Source organism: Flavobacterium procerum, assembly GCF_042431625.1.
GTDB classification, from domain to species: Bacteria; Bacteroidota; Bacteroidia; order Flavobacteriales; family Flavobacteriaceae; genus Flavobacterium; species Flavobacterium procerum.
This window is the reverse complement of the sequence record NZ_JBHLYW010000005.1, coordinates 141,559-161,154: the sequence shown is the minus strand read 5'-3', so window position 1 is coordinate 161,154 and position 19,596 is coordinate 141,559. Positions and strand designations below refer to the sequence as shown.

The following is a 19,596-nucleotide window of genomic DNA, read 5'->3' as shown; positions in this document are numbered from 1 at the left end:
AATTAAGTAGTTGCGAGTAAACTTTGTAACTTTGCAATTCAAAAGTAAAATTTAAAAAATAAGAAATATGTATCCACAAGAAATGGTAAAACCAATGGAAGCTGAATTAACTTCTGCTGGTTTTCAAGATTTACATAGTGCTGAAGCTGTTGAGAATGCTATCAAAGCTGAAGGTACCACTTTAGTTGTTGTAAACTCTGTTTGCGGTTGTGCTGCTAGAAATGCACGTCCGGGAGCCAAAATGAGTTTAGAAGGTGCTAAAAAACCAGATAACCTTGTAACAGTTTTCGCTGGTGTTGACAAAGAAGCGGTTGATGCTGCAAGACAACATATGTTTCCTTTTCCTCCATCATCGCCATCTATGGCTTTGTTCAAAAACGGAGAATTGGTACACATGTTAGAGCGTCACCACATCGAAGGCCGTCCAGCAGAATTAATTGCTGAGAATTTGCAAGATGCGTTTAACGAGTTTTGCTAATTTTTTGAAGATGCAAAGATTCTGAGAAGCTGAGTTTCTAAGTTTAGCGACAAAGGTTCAAAGTTTAGGGGCAGAGGTTCAAAGTGACAAAGTAACAAAGATTTTAAAAAGCACCAATTGGTGCTTTTTTTATGAGTAAAAAACTAAAAAAACTTAGAATCTTAGCCACTCAGCACCTTAGAACCTTGCAGAAAAACCTTTGTCACTTTGTTACTTTGCAACTTTGAACCTTTTTGCCTACTTTTGCAAAAAATTAATTTCTCACTTAAAACTGTTTATAGCATGCAACTGTACAACACTTTGAGCGCAGAAGAAAGAGCCATCATGATTGATGATGCCGGTAAACAACGACTAACGTTGTCTTTCTATGCGTATGCCAAAATTCAAGATCCACAAAAATTTCGTAACGATTTATTTCTTGCCTGGAATGCACTCGATGCATTAGGAAGAATTTATGTTGCCCATGAAGGAATTAATGCTCAAATGAGTGTTCCTGCCGAAAATTTTGAAGCTTTTAGAGAAACTCTTGAAGTTTATGATTTCATGAAAGACATACGATTGAATGTTGCCGTAGAACAAGACGATCATTCCTTTTTAAAATTGACCATCAAAGTGCGTCATAAAATCGTTGCTGATGGTTTAAACGATGATACTTTTGATGTTACTAATATTGGCGTTCACTTAAAAGCCAAAGAATTCAACGAAATCCTTGATGATCCAAACACTATTGTAGTAGATTTTAGAAATCACTACGAAAGTGAAGTAGGACATTTTAAAGGCGCTATTACTCCAGATGTAGAGACTTTCAGAGAGAGTTTGCCTATTATCAATGAACAGCTTAAAGATCATAAAGACGATAAAAATCTGGTCATGTATTGTACTGGAGGAATTCGTTGCGAAAAAGCGAGTGCTTATTTCAAACATCAAGGTTTCAAAAACGTTTATCAGTTGGAAGGTGGTATTATTAATTACGCTAAACAATTGAAAGAAGAAGGTTTAGAAAGCAAATTCATTGGTAAAAACTTCGTATTTGATAATCGTCTAGGCGAAAGAATCACTGATGATATCATTTCACAATGCCACCAATGCGGAAAACCTTGTGATAATCACACCAACTGCGAAAATGACGGCTGTCATTTATTGTTTATTCAATGTGACGATTGCAAAGCGGCAATGGAAAACTGCTGTTCTACAGAGTGTCTTGAAATAATCCACATGCCTTTGGTAGATCAGGTTCGTTTAAGAACTGGAAAACAAGTTGGAAACAAAGTATTCAGAAAAGGAAAGTCTGAAAACCTAAAATTCAAACATTCAGGTGAACTGCCAGAAACTGCTTTGGCAACTGCTCAAAAACAGGCTGATATTCGTCAGAAAATAAAAGTAAAGAAAGTACTTCTTGGAAAAGCAGAACATTATTATGTAAAAGCGCAAGTTGGACAATTTACTATCGAAAACCAAGAGTTAAACATCGGTGATAAAATCTTAATTTCGGGTCCAACTACAGGAGATCAGGAAATGGTTTTAGAAAAATTGATTGTTGAGGGAGCAGCAACTTCAACTGCTAAGATTGGTGATAAGGTGACTTTTGAGGTTCCGTTTCGCATTCGTTTGTCAGATAAATTGTATAAAATTGTAAATTAGCATAAATTTTTATGCTAATTTATTTATGTCACAATCGTTTACCAAATTATGGGTTCATGTCATTTGGGCAACAAAAAATCGTCAGGAATTAATTGACTTTTCAATTGAGAAACAACTGTACGATTTTATTTGGCTAGAGTTAACTGAACTTGGATGTCCCGTTAGAATCATAAACGGAATGCCTGACCATGTACATATTTTATTTTTACAAAATCCACAAAAAACAATCTCAGACATTGTAAAGCAAATTAAAGGAAGTTCTTCTCATTTTATGAATAGAGGAGAATTTATCCTTGAAAAATTTGCTTGGCAAACTGGCTTTGCAGCCTTTTCTGTCAGCGAATCTCAGTTAGATGTTGTTTACAATTACATTAAAAATCAAAAGGACCATCATCTTACGAAAAATACGCAAGATGAATTTGATGGATTTGTAAAACTACATGGGCTGGGGGATAAATGATTGCTTGGCTTAACGATACGTTCCCCGTGGTTGAAACCACGGGCTATATTTGAAAGACATACACAAATAAAACATAGCCTGCGGTTTCAACCGCAGGAACGCAAAGTATATCCGCAACGATTATGCATTTTGCAGGATTAAATTGAAAAGCTCAACGATACGTTTCCCGTGGTTTCAACCACGGGCTATATTTGCCAAAGCATACGCAAAGAAAACATAGCCTGCGGTTTCAACCGCAGGAACGCAACGAATATTATAGCGATTATGCATTTTTAAGATTGAATACAAAACGTTCCCCGTGGTTGAAACCACGGGCTATATTTGAAAAACATACGCAAAGAAAAACATAGCCTGTGGTTTCAACCACAGGAACACGACGTATATCGACAACGATTGTGTATTTTGTAGGATTGAATACAAAACGTTCCCCGTGGTTGAAACCACGGGTTATATTTGAAAAACATACGCAAAGAAAACATAGCCTGCGGTTTCAACCGCATGGACACAAAGAATTTCCTCAACGATTATGCATTTTGCACGATTGAATCCGCTACGTTTCCCGTGGTTGAAACCACGGACTATATTTGCCAAAGCATACGAAAAGAAAACATAGCCTGCGGTTTCAACCGCGGGACGCAACGGATATCGACAACAATAATTAATACCACTACGAATAATTTTTAAAACATAAACTATGATATAAATCATAGGAATCTAGTCTATCCCCACATTATTTTTGTCAATTGTTAGATGATTGATTGAAAAATCATTTCATTGAAATAATAGAATCAAAAATGACAATTAACAATACAATCGAACTCATGGCTCCAGCGGGAGACTTTGAATCGCTTCAGGCTGCCTTAGATAATGGCTGTAATTCTGTATATTTTGGAGTTGAACAGCTGAATATGCGCGCACGTTCGACAGTAAATTTTACGATTGACGATTTAAAAGAAATTGCCAATCGATGCGAAGCCAAAAACGTTCGAAGCTATCTTACATTAAATACCATTATTTACGATCATGATTTGTCAGTCGTAAAAACATTATTAACCAAAGCCAAAGAAGCTAATATTACAGCTGTAATTGCTTCTGATCAAGCTGTAATCGCTATGGCAAGATCGATTGGAATGGAAGTTCATATTTCGACACAGTTGAATGTGACAAATATCGAAACCATTAAATTCTACAGCTTGTTTGCGGATACAATGGTTTTAAGCCGTGAACTAAGTTTGCGTCAAGTAAAAAGCATTACCGATCAAATCGAGAAACAGCAGATAAAAGGTCCAAACGGAAATTTAGTCGAAATCGAGATTTTTGGTCATGGCGCTTTGTGCATGGCGGTTTCAGGGAAATGTTATTTGAGTCTTCACTCGAATAATTCATCTGCGAATCGTGGTGCCTGTAAGCAAAACTGCCGAAAAAAATATACCGTAATCGACCAGGAAACAGGTTTTGAAATCGAATTGGATAACGAGTACATGATGTCGCCAAAAGACCTTTGTACTTTGGATTTCTTAGATCAGGTTATTGATTCTGGAATTAAGGTTTTAAAAATTGAAGGACGAGGGCGTGCACCAGAGTACGTTGCAACAGTAACCAAAACCTATCGTGAAGCGATTGACGCATATTATGAAGGCACTTTCTCAAAAGAAAAAACTGTAGAATGGATGAAAGCTTTGGAAACGGTTTACAATCGCGGTTTCTGGTCAGGATATTATCTAGGTCAGGAATTGGGAGAATGGAGCGATATTCCAGGATCTGCAGCGACTCAGAAAAAGGTTTATGTGGGTAAAGGAATACATTATTTTCCGAAAGCTGAGGTTGGGCAGTTTAAGATTGAAGCTTATGATATTAAAATCGGAGATAAAATTTTAGTTACCGGACCAAGTACAGGCGCTCAGGAAATGATTATTGATGAAATGTTTGTAAATGATGCTTCGGGAGAAAAAGCAACAAAAGGCGATGACTGCAGTTTTAAATTGCCATTCCGAATCAGAATGTCTGATAAACTGTATAAAATAGTTGAAACATAATGGTTATCGTAACGCTACAAAGAGATAAATGCATTGGCTGTAATTATTGTGTAGAAATGGATCCGATTCATTTTCAAATGTCAAAAAAAGACGGGAAATCGGTTTTGATTCATTCACAAAATGCAAAAGGTTTTTTTACGCTGAAATCACCCAATCATACTATTGTGGAAAGTTGCGAATTGGCAGCAAAAGCTTGTCCAGTGAAGATTATTACGGTGAAAGAGACTTAGAGATACGATTTATATACAAAAAGAGCCATTTTAAATGGCTCTTTTTGCGTTTTATAATTAATCATTTGTAACGTTAACAAACTTGTTTTTAACCAATGTCTCTAAGCTTCCTTCTTTAGTCATTCCTTGCCAGTCGGATATTTTTCCATTGACATTAATTTTAATGCCAACTCCAGTTGACGTTTCATAAACAAGATACTTTATACTACCACTATTAAATTCAAGTTCATAACCTGCATTTTGTTTTCTGAATTTGAAAGTGGCTTTACCTGCTTTTTCAGGACTGGACGGATGCGCAAAAGAAATAAAGTTGTATTCATCATTTTGTTTAAAAGCATAATACAAGATATTGTCGGAATTAAATAGCAATATACGCCCTTTGCCATTTTTTGTATCAAAGGCAAGCACTTTGTCTGGATCTAAATTTGGCTCGTAAATAGATAAAGAATTGAAAGAAATCCATTTGCTGTTTTCTAATTTCTTACCTGTTATTTTAGAAAAGGGCCCTTGGGCAAATCCATCTTCTTCAAAACTGGAAATCATTTTAGCTTCTTTGCCCAAAACACTATAATGTTCACAACTATGATTTGCGGCACCACCAGAACTACAAGTAATTAGCCTTTTGTATTTTGCATCAATTTCAAACGAGCCACCACGCAGACAATAAGCGCTATTATAAACATTACTTATACTTTGGCTTTCTGTAAATGTGGCTGGGCTATTAATAAAAATATGAGCTATTTTAGTTGGATTATAACAGCCTTCATCATCAATTATTTCGGGATTATTAACAACAATATCTTCTCTTTCATCGAAATTTACATCGCCAAGAACCTGAATATTACTGTTTGAAAGGCTTTTAAATGCAATAGTTTGAGCGGTTTTGATTATTTGTGGTTTTGCTAGTTCCTTCGCACCAAACTCCAAAACCGTTTTTTTGCTCTTATCATCAGCAAGCTTATAATATTCTTTTGTTTCCGAACCAATTTTTTGCTGAATAAAGTACAAAGTATAACCTTTCATGAAATCATGAATAAGATACGCTTTCTGAGCACTCGCATTTGCTATTGAAAACAGCAGGAAGAACGAAATAATTTTTAATTTCATATATTTTATAGTATTACTGATTTCCTAAAGTCCTTGGTTTAGAGGATTTTTTATAGGTTAAAGTCTTTTCGGTACTCCATGAAATTACAAGTACATCGTCTTTCGTTTTTTTCATTATTCCGATGTGTACTTTTTCTGGAGTATAGACCAAAATGGTGTCGCTTTGGTATTCGCAATCAAATACATCGCCTGTTTTATCATTGCTGAAATATTTCGAATTAAATTCTATTTTACTGAAAGTTCCCGTAGTTTTAGACTCCCATTTTCCATAACAATCAGACAGCACAAAAGGTTTTTTGACTTCTCCAAAGGTTAAATCTAATTGGTCATCTCGCGAAAACTCATTTAATTTTACAGACGAGTTTTGGTTTATTTTTTCGAAAAAGGCTTTTTTGTTATACGTTTTAATGATTTTTTTGGTGGTGTCAAGCACTGAAATTTTGAAATTTTCAGGAAAACCAACCAAACTGTCAAATTGCCATAATGGTATTGCAACCGATTTTGATTCATGTACATTAAGAACTAATGGATTGATAAGGCTTATTTTTTTTCGGTTGCTCCAATTTTCATTTATCATTTTTACAATTTCAATAGAATCGGAAGGTTGGAAACCAGGAGATGTTTTTCTTTCATGCCTTTCTTCTAAAATTTTCCGAACATTATTTATCCGCTGTAATATCTGTTGTTTCTTATAAAATGCGATCTCTTTTTCAGAATATGTAAAATCAATTTGAACAATTATTTTTTGGTTGGTTTCGTTGCTTAGACTCAAAGTTGAAAATTCGCATTCAATACTTGTGCAAGGTTCCCTTTTTTGTGTAGTTGCAATAAAAGAGAAACAGGAAAGCAATACAATCAACTGTAAAAAAAAGGGATGTAGTTTTAAAACATAAGATTCTTTTTTTAATATTTGAAATGAAATGAAAATACTGATGAGCGCCATATTATCTGAGAAATCGACTATTCTTGATGCTCCAATAAAATGTACAAATGTTTCTGATAAAGGGCTTTTCCAAAAGATAAAAAATAGGAGAGTACCCAAATGAATTTCTTTAATCCTCTTCGGAAAAAGGACACTCCAAAAGAAAGGAAAAGCAAATAAACCTGTAAAATCAGACAGTTTTCCTGTAATGAAATTATGAAAAATGCTTTTAAGCAACCAATCGTTAAGAACAAGAATGATTAGAGAGAAAATAAAAACGGGTTGTCCTAGTCGGGATAAGTTTCTAGTCATTTAATTCTGATCTTTAAGGTTAAATATTCGCTTTTATCTGCCTTTCAATTTTAATGCCTTATTTGCAGATTTTATAAAACAAAACATACTTTTTATCCAAAATACTTTCTTTCATCACATTCTTTTATTGCAAACTTTTCGTTTTTGTAATCAAAAGTTATTGTTCTTGTTGGTAATGATTAATGCAAAATCCTTGTCTGTAAAGTTATTTTTTCATCATTTTGATTTTCTTATACTTATAGAACAAATCAGAACACCTGTCGGCATAGTTAAAATAGGTTTCGTCTGAGAAATCTTCTAAATGGATACTTTTAAATTTCATTTTGGTCTTAATGGTTGGTATTTTTATCAAATCACTTTTATCCTCATCATAATAGTTCCAATTTCCAATATAGTCGTCGGTCAATAAGTTTACGCTTGATTCACCAGCTCCGTCATGTGCAGCGTTTCCAAACTCGTATCTGCTCATTCCAATTAATTGAATTTTCTTTGTTTTGGGGTTATATCTAAATTGATTTTCGTAGCCTGCACGCATCCAGTCATTGTAAAATTTAAATCCATTTTTTGAATTTCTAATGCCACAAGTTTCATTTAAAATTTCAATTGGTTTACATGATATCGATTTATAATTCAATGTCGATAATTTACAGACGATTGTCGATTTTACCGAGTCAATAAAAACGGTATCCTCTTTACCATCAAAATCTATATCTTTAATTAACTTTTTTTGTCCGAATGAATAATTCACTAGGATTATTAAGGCAAAAATGGTTGTGATTTTTTTCATATTTTGTTTGTTAAGTGTAGTCTTTTTTAATCTTTATAAATGTCAAAGTCTTGAAATTTTACACGTCCAAAGTCTTTTGCGGTTTTAATTTCGGTTTTTACATTTTCTGTGTCTGAGATTTGAAAACTTTCTAAACCATCTTTATACAGAAACCATTCTTTCTCAGTTTTGGAATATTTATAGGTAATTATACTTTTCCAGCGCCAGTTGCTTCCGCCATAATGTTCAACAGAAAAATATCCGTTTTTTATTGTTATTCCCATAAAAGGGTCGCCCAGCATTCCTCCGCAGTCAATACAATAAACCGTATTGTCATTTCTTCTTGCAAGTTTTAGTTTATTCTCTTTATCGCTTAGTAAAATTAACAACGGTCTTCTTTCCGGATTATCAACCACATCAGACAAAGTATCTTCTCGATTTTTTTTAAGTACAACTATATAGTCCTTGATTTTATCAAGATTTAAGTCACCAGAAGCCGTGTCCAGAACAGAATAGTTTGTTGGAATAAAGGCTGATAATTCGTTCGGTAAATTACGAACTCCAGGTTTAAACGATTCTCTTTTTGGAATATTCTCGTCTGCTGTCTTGTCATTACTTATAATTATTGTCTTTTCTGGTTTTGGATTTTGATTACAAGAAATTAAGGTCAATATAAGACAGAGAAGTGTGTTTGTTGTGAGTTTTTTCATGTGGTTACAATAAGTTTCGGGACATTTTGTTTGGGTGGAAAGACAGAGAACAAAAGCCCAATTTATTACTAAAATTCAATTGAAAAACTGCCGTTGAATTTTGCACTTTCGCCTGCGTGATGCAAAAACCTTTTTAGTGATTGCTTTTTTCGCATTTCAGATTTATTCCTTTCTCATCACATTCATCAAAAATAATGTAGTTATTCATAGCGTTACCAAAATTTTGGAAATTTAAAGTTTTTGATTCTACGTCGAATAACATACCTACTTCTTGTGGTTTTTCGCCAGTGTATTTTTCATAGGTATCTTGAGTCATATCCCCTTGATAATCGTCCCATTCAATTGGGAAAATTATATATATAAATCCGTCTTCAACTATTTTGATTTTTGCTATTCCACTAATTTTTCGCTTTTCTGTTTTTATATGATATTTTAGCTTTCCATCTCGATTATTAAAACGGAGGTTAAATTTACAATGAAAGGTTCCTTCATCGTCATTTATATAATTTCCTACTATTAAATTTAGAATTTCTTTTTCTGTATATCTTTTAATAATTTTGTTATCGTCAACTGCAGTACTACCGTTAGTGCTTTGTGGTGTTTTACTGTTTTTGTCAGTTTCCGTTTGTATAGTACTTACTTTTTGTTCAGTCTTTTTTTCGGTTGAAGACGAACAATTGACAAAAAGTCCAAAAAACGAAATGAAGAATAATGTATTGTAGAGTCGTTTCATAAAGTAACCGTTAACGTTTGAAGCTTTGCGTTCTGACGGCAATCGAAGCACAAAAGCCAAAATTATTACTAAAATTCAATTGAAAAACTGCCGTTGAATTTTTTAATTCGATTTGCGTGATGCAAACTATTTTTTGATGGTAATTATTTTTTCATCATTTTGATTTTCTTGTATTTATTGAATAATTCGGCACACTTTTCATCATAACTAAAATAAGTGTCTTCGGAGAAATCTTCTAAATTGATATTTTCAAATTTCATTTTTGTCTTAATGGTTGGTACTGTGATTAATTCCCCTTTCTTCATATCATAATAGTTCCAATTTCCAATATAATCGTCAGTCAATAAGTTTACACTCGATTCTCCGCTCCCGTCATGAAAAGCATTTCCAAGCACATATCTGCTCATCCCAATTAATTGAATTTTCTTTGTTTTGGGGTTATATCTAAATTGATTTTCATAGCCTGCACGCATCCAGTCATTGTAAAATTTAAATCCATTTTTTGAATTTCTAATGCCGCAAGTTTCGTTTAAAATTTCAATTGGTTTACTTGATATTGATTTAAAATTTAATGTCGATAATTTACAAACAATTGTCGATTTTGCCGAGTCAATAAAAACAGTGTCGTCTATACCATCATTATCGATATCTTTTTTTAACTTTTTTTGTCCGTATGAATAATTTGTAAAGATTATTAAGGTAAAAATTGTAATGATTTTTTTCATGTCTTTTGTTTGTTACGTGCTACTTGTATAAGTACTTTTAATCTTCGTTTTTTGCGTTTGGGTCTATCCATTTTACATCCTTAAGTGCAATTTCTATTTATCAGTTTGTATTTTTTTGATTCTTTTCCTAAATAATAAAAATTCTATTGTTGTAAGGAATAGATAAATTAATGAAAAAATAGCCAGCTTTATCAAAATAGTCGAATTGTCTAAAACAATGTCATTCAGAAGGTTAATGATGATAAAAATAACACCAAATGAAGGTATCCCTAAAAATGTTAAAAGTGACAAATAGAAATTATTTCTGATTTTTTCTATCAAATTTAGCAGAAGTGCAAAAGAAGAGATAAGCATCACAATTAAATATATAACTGTAAAACCTATATTTAATACAAGATCTAAAATCTGGATTAATTTTTCAAAGAAATTTCCATCAACCATCTCGCTTGTTGCAATAACAATTCTATAAATAAAAAATAATGCAATACTTATCAAAAAATTAATTATCCAAAATCTAAATACAATTTTTTTCATTTATTCTTCTAAAGTATCTTCATTAATAAAATCGTATTCATGGTCTATTAACATTTTCAGATAGTCTTCAAAACTATCGGCAATTACGGCAAACTCGTCTGGGTCGTGCAAGAACCGAACTACCTGACCTTTTTTTCCTTTTTCTGAAGGACTAAAATCTATAAACAATTGGGAAGTTCCGCCATTATTCATACAATCAGAAAAATGAAGCCATTTGACTGTAGCTGACTTATCGGTAATTTTTTCATCCATTTTTACTGCATCAGCACCATACTTTCTTTCTATATAATCTGAGTAGTATGTGGTAGCAATGTCTTTATTTTCGACCATTTCTTTAGTAGATAAAAGATAATATGGATATTCTTCAACATCTGAGCCTAAAAAATAAAGTGTGATTTCTTCTCCTGCATATTCTCGCCAATAAGTCCCGTCTACATATTCAAGCAGGTTTATCAATGCTTCAGGGATGTCTGGATATAGTTCTTTAATTTTTACGATTTCCTCTTTATTTGCACCATGCTTAATTTTTTCAAAATGCTTCCAGGTTTCTTCTCCATTATTGTCAAAGTACGCTTTACTGAGTCCAGTTATATATTTTTCTGCTGTATTCATTTTATATGTTTTTTAATTTATGGCTTCTTTTATTGGTTTGTATGCCACGACTAACGGACAAATCTTTTGTTGGCGGTAATTTATTTATTTATTCTACTTTCTGGCTTTTAGTTGTATTACAGTTGTTGATTATCGTGTCTGTTTTGGTAATTTCATCATTTTTGTAATAAGTAAGAATTCCAATATAATTTACGGTGTCGTTTTCACAAAAACGAACATAGAAATCAGCAATTTTGTATTCTCTATAATGGTCTAGTTCTTCGCTCGAAAAACCACCTGGATCTTCCTTGTTTTCTATAAAATGCGCAGTTCCTGCTTCTCCAAACGGATTTGTTCCCCAACCGACAAAATAAGTATAGAAATCAAGAGAATAATATAAATCTGTTCTTGAAGGGGAATCAGATGTATATTGATATTTTGACTTGAATTTTTCTTCTTTTCCAATAAATTCACTATTCATTTTTTTAATGACCATTTGTTTGATTAGTCTATTTAAAGAATCGCGGTCATTTATTTCATTTTCAATAAGGTATAAATCCGGGTAGACTTTTGATTGGATAAATTTCATACTATGGTCTACAAAGAATATATTGTAAACCAATACTAAAAATCCAATAGAACCCGCAATAATTAGTGTTGTTTTTCTCCTTTTCGGATTTTTTAAAATCCAAATAATAACAAAGATTAAAAAAGCAAGGAGCATGAAAATTAATATTAGTATTCCCATATTTATAATATGTTCTTTTTTATGGTTGAGGTTGATAAAACTTTGAATAATGCAAAAAGTAATTCTTGCATTATATGCACGAAGTCAAGTTACGAGAAATAGTTTGTTCGTCGTTATTTGAATTTCTGATAGTTTTTGTTCCAATATTCTTCAATGAAATTCCATTTGTCTGGATTAGAATCTAAGACTGAATAGGGGAGTTTCTGTATCAATTTTAAATTATCTTCATCATTCTTAACTACTTTTGAAATTTGGATGCTCTGCGGTTCTTCTTCATCGTCACAACCTTGCCCATAGATATAGCCAACTTCAATGGTTTCAAAATTTTTGAATGTAAACAGCTTGCTTGTCCAATTCATATCAGCACAACCTGCACGGGAATAGCTATACCAATAATTGGGATTGGATTTTAGCTGAATGGGTTCGCGAATGCGTTCAAAACCTATGGATTTCACAAAAGTATTATGTATTGAATCATATAAATAAAGTTCATTTTCGCCTCTCTGTTCTCCACGAGAAAACAAGATGTCAAAATAACCATCCTTATTAAAATCTATAAATTCTTGATTACTAAGTCCGCCTTTGTCAATATAGGTTTTGAAAATTATCAAAGAATCTCTCTTAGCCAAGACCAAAAGTGTATCGCTTTTTTGCAAATTAGGGTCAATAGTTGCAATGTTGAACGAATGTCCCTTAGCAAATAAAGTGGTATCGGAATTGAAATAACTTTCTGTCTTTGTAGTGTCAGTTGGAACTTTTACTGCAACAACAGTATTATTTCTTTTGTTACACGAATTTAATATGACTATTACTGTAAGTATAAAAATGAGTTTTGTTTTCATGTTTCGAATCTTTTGTGAACTGTTGTGCATTGTGCTATAATTTTTACTGTCAGTATCTAGAGAAAAGAAAATTTCGAGCAGAACGTATGCTTAGAAAATAGATACGTTTTAGGCCTAGCAGGTTTTCTAATTAATTAAAAGACTGCTTAGATAAATTAATTCTTGTTTGTTTTCATTTGTTTTACCCTCAATTTCAAAATGAAGAGGAACATTATTGCTAAAATCAACAATGCCAATTTTCTGAAACCATGTGTGCATTTTGTTTTCACAATTTTTATCACAAGGAATCAAAGTATATTTTTTTTGACTTTTGATTTCTGTAAAAACCATAATACTGTCTTTACTTATTTCTACAGTTCCTTTTAGGTTTTGTAGTTTTCCGTCTTCCAATTCGTCACATTCTTTGCATTGTTTTTTTGTTTGCCATTCTTCGGGCGAATTTATTATATTACAGTAAACGAGGTAAGTAAAAACCGATAGTAAAGTTGCCAATATTCCTATTTTTGTATATTTCATTTGGTTTATTGATTTTGATTCCTTTTATAACAACACGTCGATCATTCACAGTTATAAAACGGCTTATTTACTTATTTGTATATCTGCTACATAACATATGATTCATAGATGCTCTATTTTTGAAAAAAATCATAATTTAAATACATCTTCTGCATAGTAAGCATTTCGGTGTGTTTTTATGATCAATTTTTGTCTTATATTTCTTTAGATAAGGAATCTTTTTGTTTTAGTAAAAGCCATCAAACTGTACATAAATAGCATTACCCTTTAAATCATTTTGAGCATTACTAGCAGTAAGTATTAATAATGCGATACAAATATATAGGAGTGTTGTCCCAACTATTGTACAAATCCTTTTGTGTGGTAAGAGCTTCATTATTTATGCTGACTATGTTTTGCAATCCAGCCATCGTCAGAATAGGCTTCTCCGTGTATTCCGTCGCTAAGTTCTACTACATTTTGTTCATCAACTAAAATTTGAATTTCGTTGTCAAAGTCTGCTTGTTCCTGCAAGGCAAACAAAAAATCATGCATGGCTCTATCTATGGTTTCTGTAATGGTTTTTATAACGGCATCTTTCTGTACTTCGGTTAAGGTCGATAACACATTTTGGAGCTCTTGTAAGTCTGGTGCTTTAGATTGTTGTGCTAAAAGTCCTTTGGCAAAATGTATTCCTTTGTCTCTAAAGTTTTGCATCATAAATTTTCCAAACTTATCTAGCGGGGATAGTTTTTTCATATTTTATTTTTTAAAGGTTGTGGTTAAAAATAATTATCTGGGTCTTTTCGATATTCATTTAAAATTTGCTGATAACTGGTTATAGATTTTTCTGCGATTTTTATATCAGGCTCTTCAGTTTCTAATGTCTCTAAACTCACATGCCATTCAAGTAATCTCAACAGTAGCCATATCATATGAACTCCTGCTTGATAATCTTCAAGTGTCATATCTGGGTAGGTATTCTTAATTAAATCCGGAATAGTTGTTTCATCATCTGTTATAAGAGAAAACAAATCAGAGAACAGTAATTCTTGCTTTTTCAATCCTAGTCCCTGCTTTTCTGTTCCACGATTTTCATCATCGACTATATTGTGCTTTGTGAGCCATCCGCATTTCTCCACATATTCAAACATAAATTGTGGTGTAGAGCCATGTAGTAATAGCCCTGCTTTCAGCCGGTCAGACACTTCTTCAATGACATCTTTGTCTTGAAACTTTTGAGAATATTCTGTTAGTAAGTGTAATAATATTTGTTTTCCACTTTTCATTTTTAATGATGTTTAGTATAAGAATGATTTACCTGATACTGCAGATTTGCAATCGGCTTCCGTTCCAATTATTAAATCTTATTTATTCTCACAGGTTTTATTTTTTATCTCGTTTTGTTGGTATACTTTACGGATACGGATTACAAATCTGCGCTATCGTTGCCTAGAGAAATCTGCGCTATCGGGTAATTCGTCCGAATTTTTATAAGCGGTGAAAAGCCCACTGTTTTCATTATTGTTCTAATACGAATTGCTCGATTATTTCTATGGCACGAAGTATTGCTTCATGTAACTGGTAAACGCCTTTTTGTGTTTGTGCTACCGGAGTTTCCCAATTTTGATTTTTAATAATTAAAATACGAAATCCTTTACTGGAACCATACCAACCAACATCTAACAAATAATTTTTAGGATAACTAACCTGTAACATATCTTCTCGTAAGCTTTCTCTCGAAAAATCATTTTCGATATGGGTTACAGTTCCGTTTTTAAAATCAATATTTTCAAAAGGGTTTTTTAGTGCTTTCTGTTTGATAGGCTTTATGTCCTCGTTTTGTGTATCGTGCCAATTTAATATTGCACCAATATGATGTGCCGAAATTGTCTCGTCTGCAAGTGGAGGCGAAAAAAAATACGTTCCTTTTTGCATTTTATCACTTTTCAAAACACTGATTTTAGGATAACTAAAATCATCACTAATTTGATTTGCCAGATAGTTTAAATACAGTTTTTTGTCTTCTGAAATAATGGTCAAATAAGGTTCGCCATAGTATTCATCTAATTTCACAAACCAGTAATACAGTTTATCTTTATAAACAAGTTTGCGTTTCCTTTTCGCACTTATCATAATGCAATATCATTTGTTTTCAATTCTGTTTATATTTTCCAACTCCAACATGAATCTTTTTGTGTGGTAGTGGTGGTTTTGCTTCATGATTTTTGGTTGATACAATTTTTTAGCTGTTCAATTATTTCAGCAATGTCCAAAAGTGTTTCTTCTCGTTCTTCATCGCCACACATCTCAAACAAAACAAACTTTTCGGGGTTATTATGAATATGACTTAACGCATTATTTAAGGTTGTTAATTCTGATAGGTTAATATCGAATGTGAGTGTTTTTGAACCGTATGCATTGGTAAGATTTGCACTGCCGTTTAATTCACATTCAGCGACAATTGCAGTTAAGGCAATAACGGCTTCTTCATAATGTACGTACTGATCGAAATTGGGATTGTCAAGATTTACATTATTGTCTGTTTGCTGATTTAATAATTCAGGCTCATCAAAAAACTTTTTCAGGTCGCAGTGTTTATAAATCTCTGTCAACGTAAGTTTATCTACGTTTATTCCTTCTAAAAAGTCTTTAAAATCTCCGCCAAAATCACTTCCAAATGCGGTGTCTTTCCATTTTTCTATAAACATGATATTTAGATTTTATTGTTTTTGTATAAACGACTGTTCAAAAAAATCATCCATATTGTATATTGTACTTTGCCAATAAAGCATGAAATTCTTCATCAATTTTTTTTCCGCCAAAAGCGCCCGACATATATTTTATGGTGGGTAATTGCATTATGAATTCAAGATTTCCGGGGTTTTGTGGTGTCACTACTATGCCGAATTTTTCCAAATTAGGAATATGCGCAACATTTTGTATGTCTTCCAAATTTTTACAATTAAACAATTGAAGCCTTTTAAGGTTTGTACTGTTTGATAAATCAGGAAATGAATTAAAATGTAGTGCATAGCCGATGCTTAATTCCTGTAAATGAATAAGCTGTTTTAAAAATGAAAAATTATCATTCTCTTTTTTTACACCGTTAATAAATAGGTCTTTCATTTTTTTTAAATCCTGAAGTGCGGTCCAGTCTTTAATTGTACAACCATACAATTTTAGGTTTTCCAGATTTGTTAGTGGTATTAGGAATTCCAGGTTATCAAGCTTCAGCCTTGTTAAACTTACTGTTTTTGCCCGTTTGTGTTTTTGCAATTGTTGTATGTCTTCTGCATTTATCCTGTCTTCTATAAATAGTATGTTTTTGTGCTTGCTAAATCCTGGTTCCATTTTTTGTTTTTTAAATATCTGAACAACAAAGCGGATTTTATATTTTGTTCTCTACCACTCTCTATTTTCTTCAATTATTTCAATTGCTTCCTTCTCTGGTAGTCCCTTTTCTACAGAAAGATGTATTAGTTTGTCATAAATATCTTCAGCTTCTATTGTGGCTATAAAACTACATTTTTTATCGAGTGTATTGATGGTTTTATTTAAATAATCTTTCAGTTGCCATAAAAACGACCTCTTTAAAACTGGTATTAAAAACCTCTGCTTTATATCCTCTGGCAATACATTCAAACATCTCATCATGAAAGGTAAAAGCATAATGTTTCAGTTTTTTCCAATAATCAGGAGCATAACAGGAATGTACGGCGTTTATTTTTTCCAGTTTGCTTATTTGAGATGAGTGTATTATTTCATGTGCAGTATGTGCTTCTAAACCATGTTCGTACAAAGGATGCCCGTTGATAACTTCATCATTTGGCGCACCAAAGGCATGATGAACAACATGTTCGAATGTTATAAGAGCAATAGAATGAGAAGCTGAGGAATTGATGTCTATAACATTTACATAAGTCCCGTCCCATTTGGGGTCATTTTGAGCAAGATAATAAATCAGAAACAACTCATATCCGTTTGAGAACACATGTGGTATAGGCGCTCCTACATCCCACATATATTGCCAGTCTTCCAGCAGAACTGCTGTTTCCTGTTGTCTTAACAAAGACAATTCCCGTTTTAGTATAGGTATCTGCTCTGTTAGATTCCATAATTCTGTACAGATGCCTTTTTTTTCATAAACTTCTTTTACCTGTCTTTCTATTTCCTCGATTTGCTGTAAAATATTGTTTATCTGTTTCATATAACTTTCAATTTTAAAAAAGGCAAACTACAAGCCCAATAACGTTGTGTTATTGCTTTTTCTTTTTAGTCTTTTTGTGCCACACGAAAGGATTGACTTCGCCGAATTTCATTTCGTGCGGGAGCGGTGGAATTTTAATTTTATCTTTCCTTGTTGTAATGATTACTTCTTTCATTAAGTTGTGTTTCTCAGTTATTGCTAATTTTTGCAATTTGCTTATTATATCTTCGAAAGATATTATATTTAGAATTAACACGAATTTTGTCAATTAAAAAACATTTCTAACCTTGAATTCCAAATTTTATTTTTACGATAATTTCTACTGGTATGGGCTTGGATGACAATTCTCCGGAGGTCCAGAGTCTCATTTTACTAAGCACTCTGTTTACTTCTTTATCCATACGTTCGTCTATGCCTTTGAGTATGTTTATCTTGCTAACAGTACCATCTTTTTCAATGGTAAAACTAGCTGTTACTTCTCCTTGAATGTTATCCTCTAATACATCGTTGGAATAATGAAAATTTCTTGCAAAATACCTTGCAAATGGTGTAGAGGATTCAGGATATTTATATTTTAAATGCTTATTGATTAATTGGCTTTCGGGAATGCCATTGAAAATATAGGTAAGGCTTGAATCGACTTCTATCAAACCTAATAAATATCTTTTTTGTGGAGGATAATGGGTAATGACTTCTTTAGTTCTTATTTTGGTAACTTGTTTGTTGAAACCTATAAAATAAGTATTAAAAAAATCTATTTTTGATTTAGGGTGGCTTTCAGCTGCATCGCTAGTACTCGGTTTATGAGCAGTAATTAAATAGCCATCTTCTACTTTTTTATACCATGCGTTTTCGTATGGCGCAAAATAGACTGGATTCGATAAAGGGGTGTTAAAGAATAAGTACAAATAAGCATCAAACTCATTGTCAAGATTACCTAAAAAACGGCCAAGTTGTTTTGAATTTTGGATGATGATTGTTTTTCTTTTCTTTTTCGCAGACATATACCAACGGGAAATTGTAGGAGCGCTTATCCTATAAAAACCATTGAATGATTTAATATTAGCGGGCTTTGCTAAAACAAGTGTATCGGAAATATTTTCAACAGAAGGAAACCTATCGACAACTTTGGGAGAAGAATCTCTTATTATATCTATTTCCCATTGTGTAAAACCTTTTTTTGGATGTATGGAGTGCAGTAATTTTCCCGATTCAAACGGCTTAAAATTTAGCGTGTCAATTTTGTATTTGTTTACAATTATTGAATCTTTATCTGACTGTGCCTGAGCAGTAAATGCAAAAAGAAATGTGGTTAATGTCAATAAAAAATAGCTATTCATAATTTTCTGCAGTAATTTGAATGTCATCATCATCATTTAAAAAATATTCATGCGTTTACTTGTGATATGTATCGAAAAAATCTTTATAAATATTCATCACAGTTAGTTTAATTTATACTTCTGTATTTAGCTGTGTTGTATAAGCCAGCTAATTTGGTCTTGTATCATTTTCTATATCTTGCAAATAATTAATCCCGATAATGCTGATTTACAATTCCTGTCCGTTCCAATTATTAAATCTTATTTACCATTTTTATTTTTTCTCTCACTTTGTTGATATAATTTGCTAGTGCAGAGTGTAAATCTATACTATCGAGCATGGTTGTGTCTGAAAATATTACACTCCAATTCATTTAATTGTCCGATTTTACATTATTCTTTTGAGTTTCTAAATCTATCTAAAAGTAATTTCTTCCATTCAGGGCTATTACATTTTAAAATCAATTCTTCATATTCGAATTTATTAATCTGTTTAAAAAGGGACTCTATCAAATGCAACAATGTCCATTCTAAACCATAGCAACTTTCTTTTGGAAAAATCAGTATTAACATTTCTCCTTCATCTTTGTTTATTGTAGGTCCCAAAGAGCCTAGTAAATTTTCAAATTTTTCGATAACAATATCTTCAACGCTATCGTCATCATGATTAGGTATAACTCCTAGTTTCTTTAATTCTAAAATTTCACTTCGTATTTCCATTATTTACAATCACTTAA

The 19,596-nt window shown here is 32.4% G+C and carries 24 protein-coding genes; 5 read left to right on the top strand and 19 right to left on the bottom strand.

The genetic code is table 11. From position 1 onward, the window contains the following. The first annotated feature begins 67 nt into the window (after positions 1–67). The 5 genes from ACFFLS_RS04915 to ACFFLS_RS04895 all read left to right on the top strand — a co-directional run bounded on the left by ACFFLS_RS04915 (position 68) and on the right by ACFFLS_RS04895 (position 4,845). Positions 68–478, top strand: coding sequence for a BrxA/BrxB family bacilliredoxin (locus ACFFLS_RS04915; protein ID WP_379684089.1), 411 nt, complete (start codon positions 68–70; stop codon positions 476–478). 282 nt (positions 479–760) lie between these two features. Beyond that, on the top strand, positions 761–2,119 hold the full coding sequence (gene trhO, locus ACFFLS_RS04910; protein WP_379684088.1) for an oxygen-dependent tRNA uridine(34) hydroxylase TrhO: 1,359 nt from the start codon (positions 761–763) through the stop codon (positions 2,117–2,119). Between the two features lie 25 nt (positions 2,120–2,144). Then, the gene (tnpA, locus tag ACFFLS_RS04905) at positions 2,145–2,579 is read left to right on the top strand and encodes an IS200/IS605 family transposase (protein ID WP_379684087.1); all 435 of its coding nucleotides are present in this window, start codon (positions 2,145–2,147) and stop codon (positions 2,577–2,579) included. Between the two features lie 794 nt (positions 2,580–3,373). Further along, complete coding sequence (locus ACFFLS_RS04900; RefSeq protein ID WP_379684086.1) at positions 3,374–4,615, top strand: peptidase U32 family protein; 1,242 nt, start codon at positions 3,374–3,376, stop codon at positions 4,613–4,615. Further along, the gene (locus ACFFLS_RS04895; protein WP_379684085.1) at positions 4,615–4,845 is read left to right on the top strand and encodes a ferredoxin; all 231 of its coding nucleotides are present in this window, start codon (positions 4,615–4,617) and stop codon (positions 4,843–4,845) included. Before ACFFLS_RS04900 ends, ACFFLS_RS04895 begins: the two co-directional genes overlap by 1 nt. Positions 4,846–4,902: 57 nt before the next feature. On the opposite strand, the gene ACFFLS_RS04890 is transcribed toward ACFFLS_RS04895, so the two are convergent. The 19 genes from ACFFLS_RS04890 to ACFFLS_RS04800 form a co-directional block, all read right to left on the bottom strand. Next, complete coding sequence (locus tag ACFFLS_RS04890) at positions 4,903–5,952, bottom strand: XAC2610-related protein (protein ID WP_379684084.1); 1,050 nt, start codon at positions 5,950–5,952, stop codon at positions 4,903–4,905. 13 nt (positions 5,953–5,965) lie between these two features. Next, positions 5,966–7,186 (bottom strand): hypothetical protein, encoded by a 1,221-nt coding sequence (locus tag ACFFLS_RS04885; RefSeq protein ID WP_379684083.1) that lies wholly within the window; start codon positions 7,184–7,186, stop codon positions 5,966–5,968. 205 nt (positions 7,187–7,391) lie between these two features. After that, positions 7,392–7,973 (bottom strand): hypothetical protein, encoded by a 582-nt coding sequence (locus ACFFLS_RS04880; protein ID WP_379684082.1) that lies wholly within the window; start codon positions 7,971–7,973, stop codon positions 7,392–7,394. 26 nt (positions 7,974–7,999) lie between these two features. Next, on the bottom strand, positions 8,000–8,662 hold the full coding sequence (locus ACFFLS_RS04875; RefSeq protein ID WP_379684081.1) for a hypothetical protein: 663 nt from the start codon (positions 8,660–8,662) through the stop codon (positions 8,000–8,002). 133 nt (positions 8,663–8,795) lie between these two features. Next, positions 8,796–9,395: a hypothetical protein gene (locus ACFFLS_RS04870; RefSeq protein ID WP_379684080.1), complete on the bottom strand. Its 600-nt coding sequence runs from the start codon at positions 9,393–9,395 to the stop codon at positions 8,796–8,798. Positions 9,396–9,538: 143 nt separating this feature from the next. Next, positions 9,539–10,120, bottom strand: coding sequence for a hypothetical protein (locus ACFFLS_RS04865; protein ID WP_379684079.1), 582 nt, complete (start codon positions 10,118–10,120; stop codon positions 9,539–9,541). Positions 10,121–10,213: 93 nt separating this feature from the next. After that, complete coding sequence (locus ACFFLS_RS04860; RefSeq protein ID WP_379684078.1) at positions 10,214–10,654, bottom strand: hypothetical protein; 441 nt, start codon at positions 10,652–10,654, stop codon at positions 10,214–10,216. Continuing rightward, entirely contained in the window at positions 10,655–11,266 is a 612-nt protein-coding gene (locus tag ACFFLS_RS04855; RefSeq protein ID WP_379684077.1) for an SMI1/KNR4 family protein, read from the bottom strand. A gap of 88 nt (positions 11,267–11,354) precedes the next feature. Beyond that, positions 11,355–11,993: a hypothetical protein gene (locus ACFFLS_RS04850; protein WP_379684076.1), complete on the bottom strand. Its 639-nt coding sequence runs from the start codon at positions 11,991–11,993 to the stop codon at positions 11,355–11,357. Positions 11,994–12,106: 113 nt separating this feature from the next. Further along, complete coding sequence (locus tag ACFFLS_RS04845; protein ID WP_379684075.1) at positions 12,107–12,835, bottom strand: hypothetical protein; 729 nt, start codon at positions 12,833–12,835, stop codon at positions 12,107–12,109. Between the two features lie 126 nt (positions 12,836–12,961). Next, positions 12,962–13,351: a hypothetical protein gene (locus ACFFLS_RS04840; RefSeq protein ID WP_379684074.1), complete on the bottom strand. Its 390-nt coding sequence runs from the start codon at positions 13,349–13,351 to the stop codon at positions 12,962–12,964. 375 nt (positions 13,352–13,726) lie between these two features. Continuing rightward, positions 13,727–14,089 carry a hypothetical protein gene (locus ACFFLS_RS04835; protein WP_379684073.1) on the bottom strand — a complete coding sequence of 121 codons (363 nt, stop codon included), beginning with the start codon at positions 14,087–14,089 and terminating at the stop codon, positions 13,727–13,729. Positions 14,090–14,112: 23 nt separating this feature from the next. Next, complete coding sequence (locus ACFFLS_RS04830; protein ID WP_379684072.1) at positions 14,113–14,619, bottom strand: hypothetical protein; 507 nt, start codon at positions 14,617–14,619, stop codon at positions 14,113–14,115. Positions 14,620–14,851: 232 nt separating this feature from the next. Continuing rightward, positions 14,852–15,466, bottom strand: a complete 615-nt coding sequence (locus ACFFLS_RS04825) for a hypothetical protein (RefSeq protein ID WP_379684071.1) — start codon at positions 15,464–15,466, stop codon at positions 14,852–14,854. 83 nt (positions 15,467–15,549) lie between these two features. Next, positions 15,550–16,041: an imm68 putative immunity domain-containing protein gene (locus ACFFLS_RS04820; RefSeq protein WP_379684070.1), complete on the bottom strand. Its 492-nt coding sequence runs from the start codon at positions 16,039–16,041 to the stop codon at positions 15,550–15,552. Positions 16,042–16,087: 46 nt separating this feature from the next. After that, entirely contained in the window at positions 16,088–16,684 is a 597-nt protein-coding gene (locus tag ACFFLS_RS04815; protein WP_379684069.1) for a leucine-rich repeat domain-containing protein, read from the bottom strand. A gap of 199 nt (positions 16,685–16,883) precedes the next feature. Next, a complete protein-coding gene (locus ACFFLS_RS04810; RefSeq protein ID WP_379684068.1) occupies positions 16,884–17,540 on the bottom strand; it encodes a hypothetical protein in 657 nt (218 codons plus the stop codon). Positions 17,541–17,821: 281 nt separating this feature from the next. After that, entirely contained in the window at positions 17,822–18,880 is a 1,059-nt protein-coding gene (locus ACFFLS_RS04805) for an energy transducer TonB (RefSeq protein ID WP_379684067.1), read from the bottom strand. A gap of 372 nt (positions 18,881–19,252) precedes the next feature. Further along, positions 19,253–19,579: a hypothetical protein gene (locus tag ACFFLS_RS04800; protein ID WP_379684066.1), complete on the bottom strand. Its 327-nt coding sequence runs from the start codon at positions 19,577–19,579 to the stop codon at positions 19,253–19,255. Positions 19,580–19,596 lie beyond the last annotated feature (17 nt).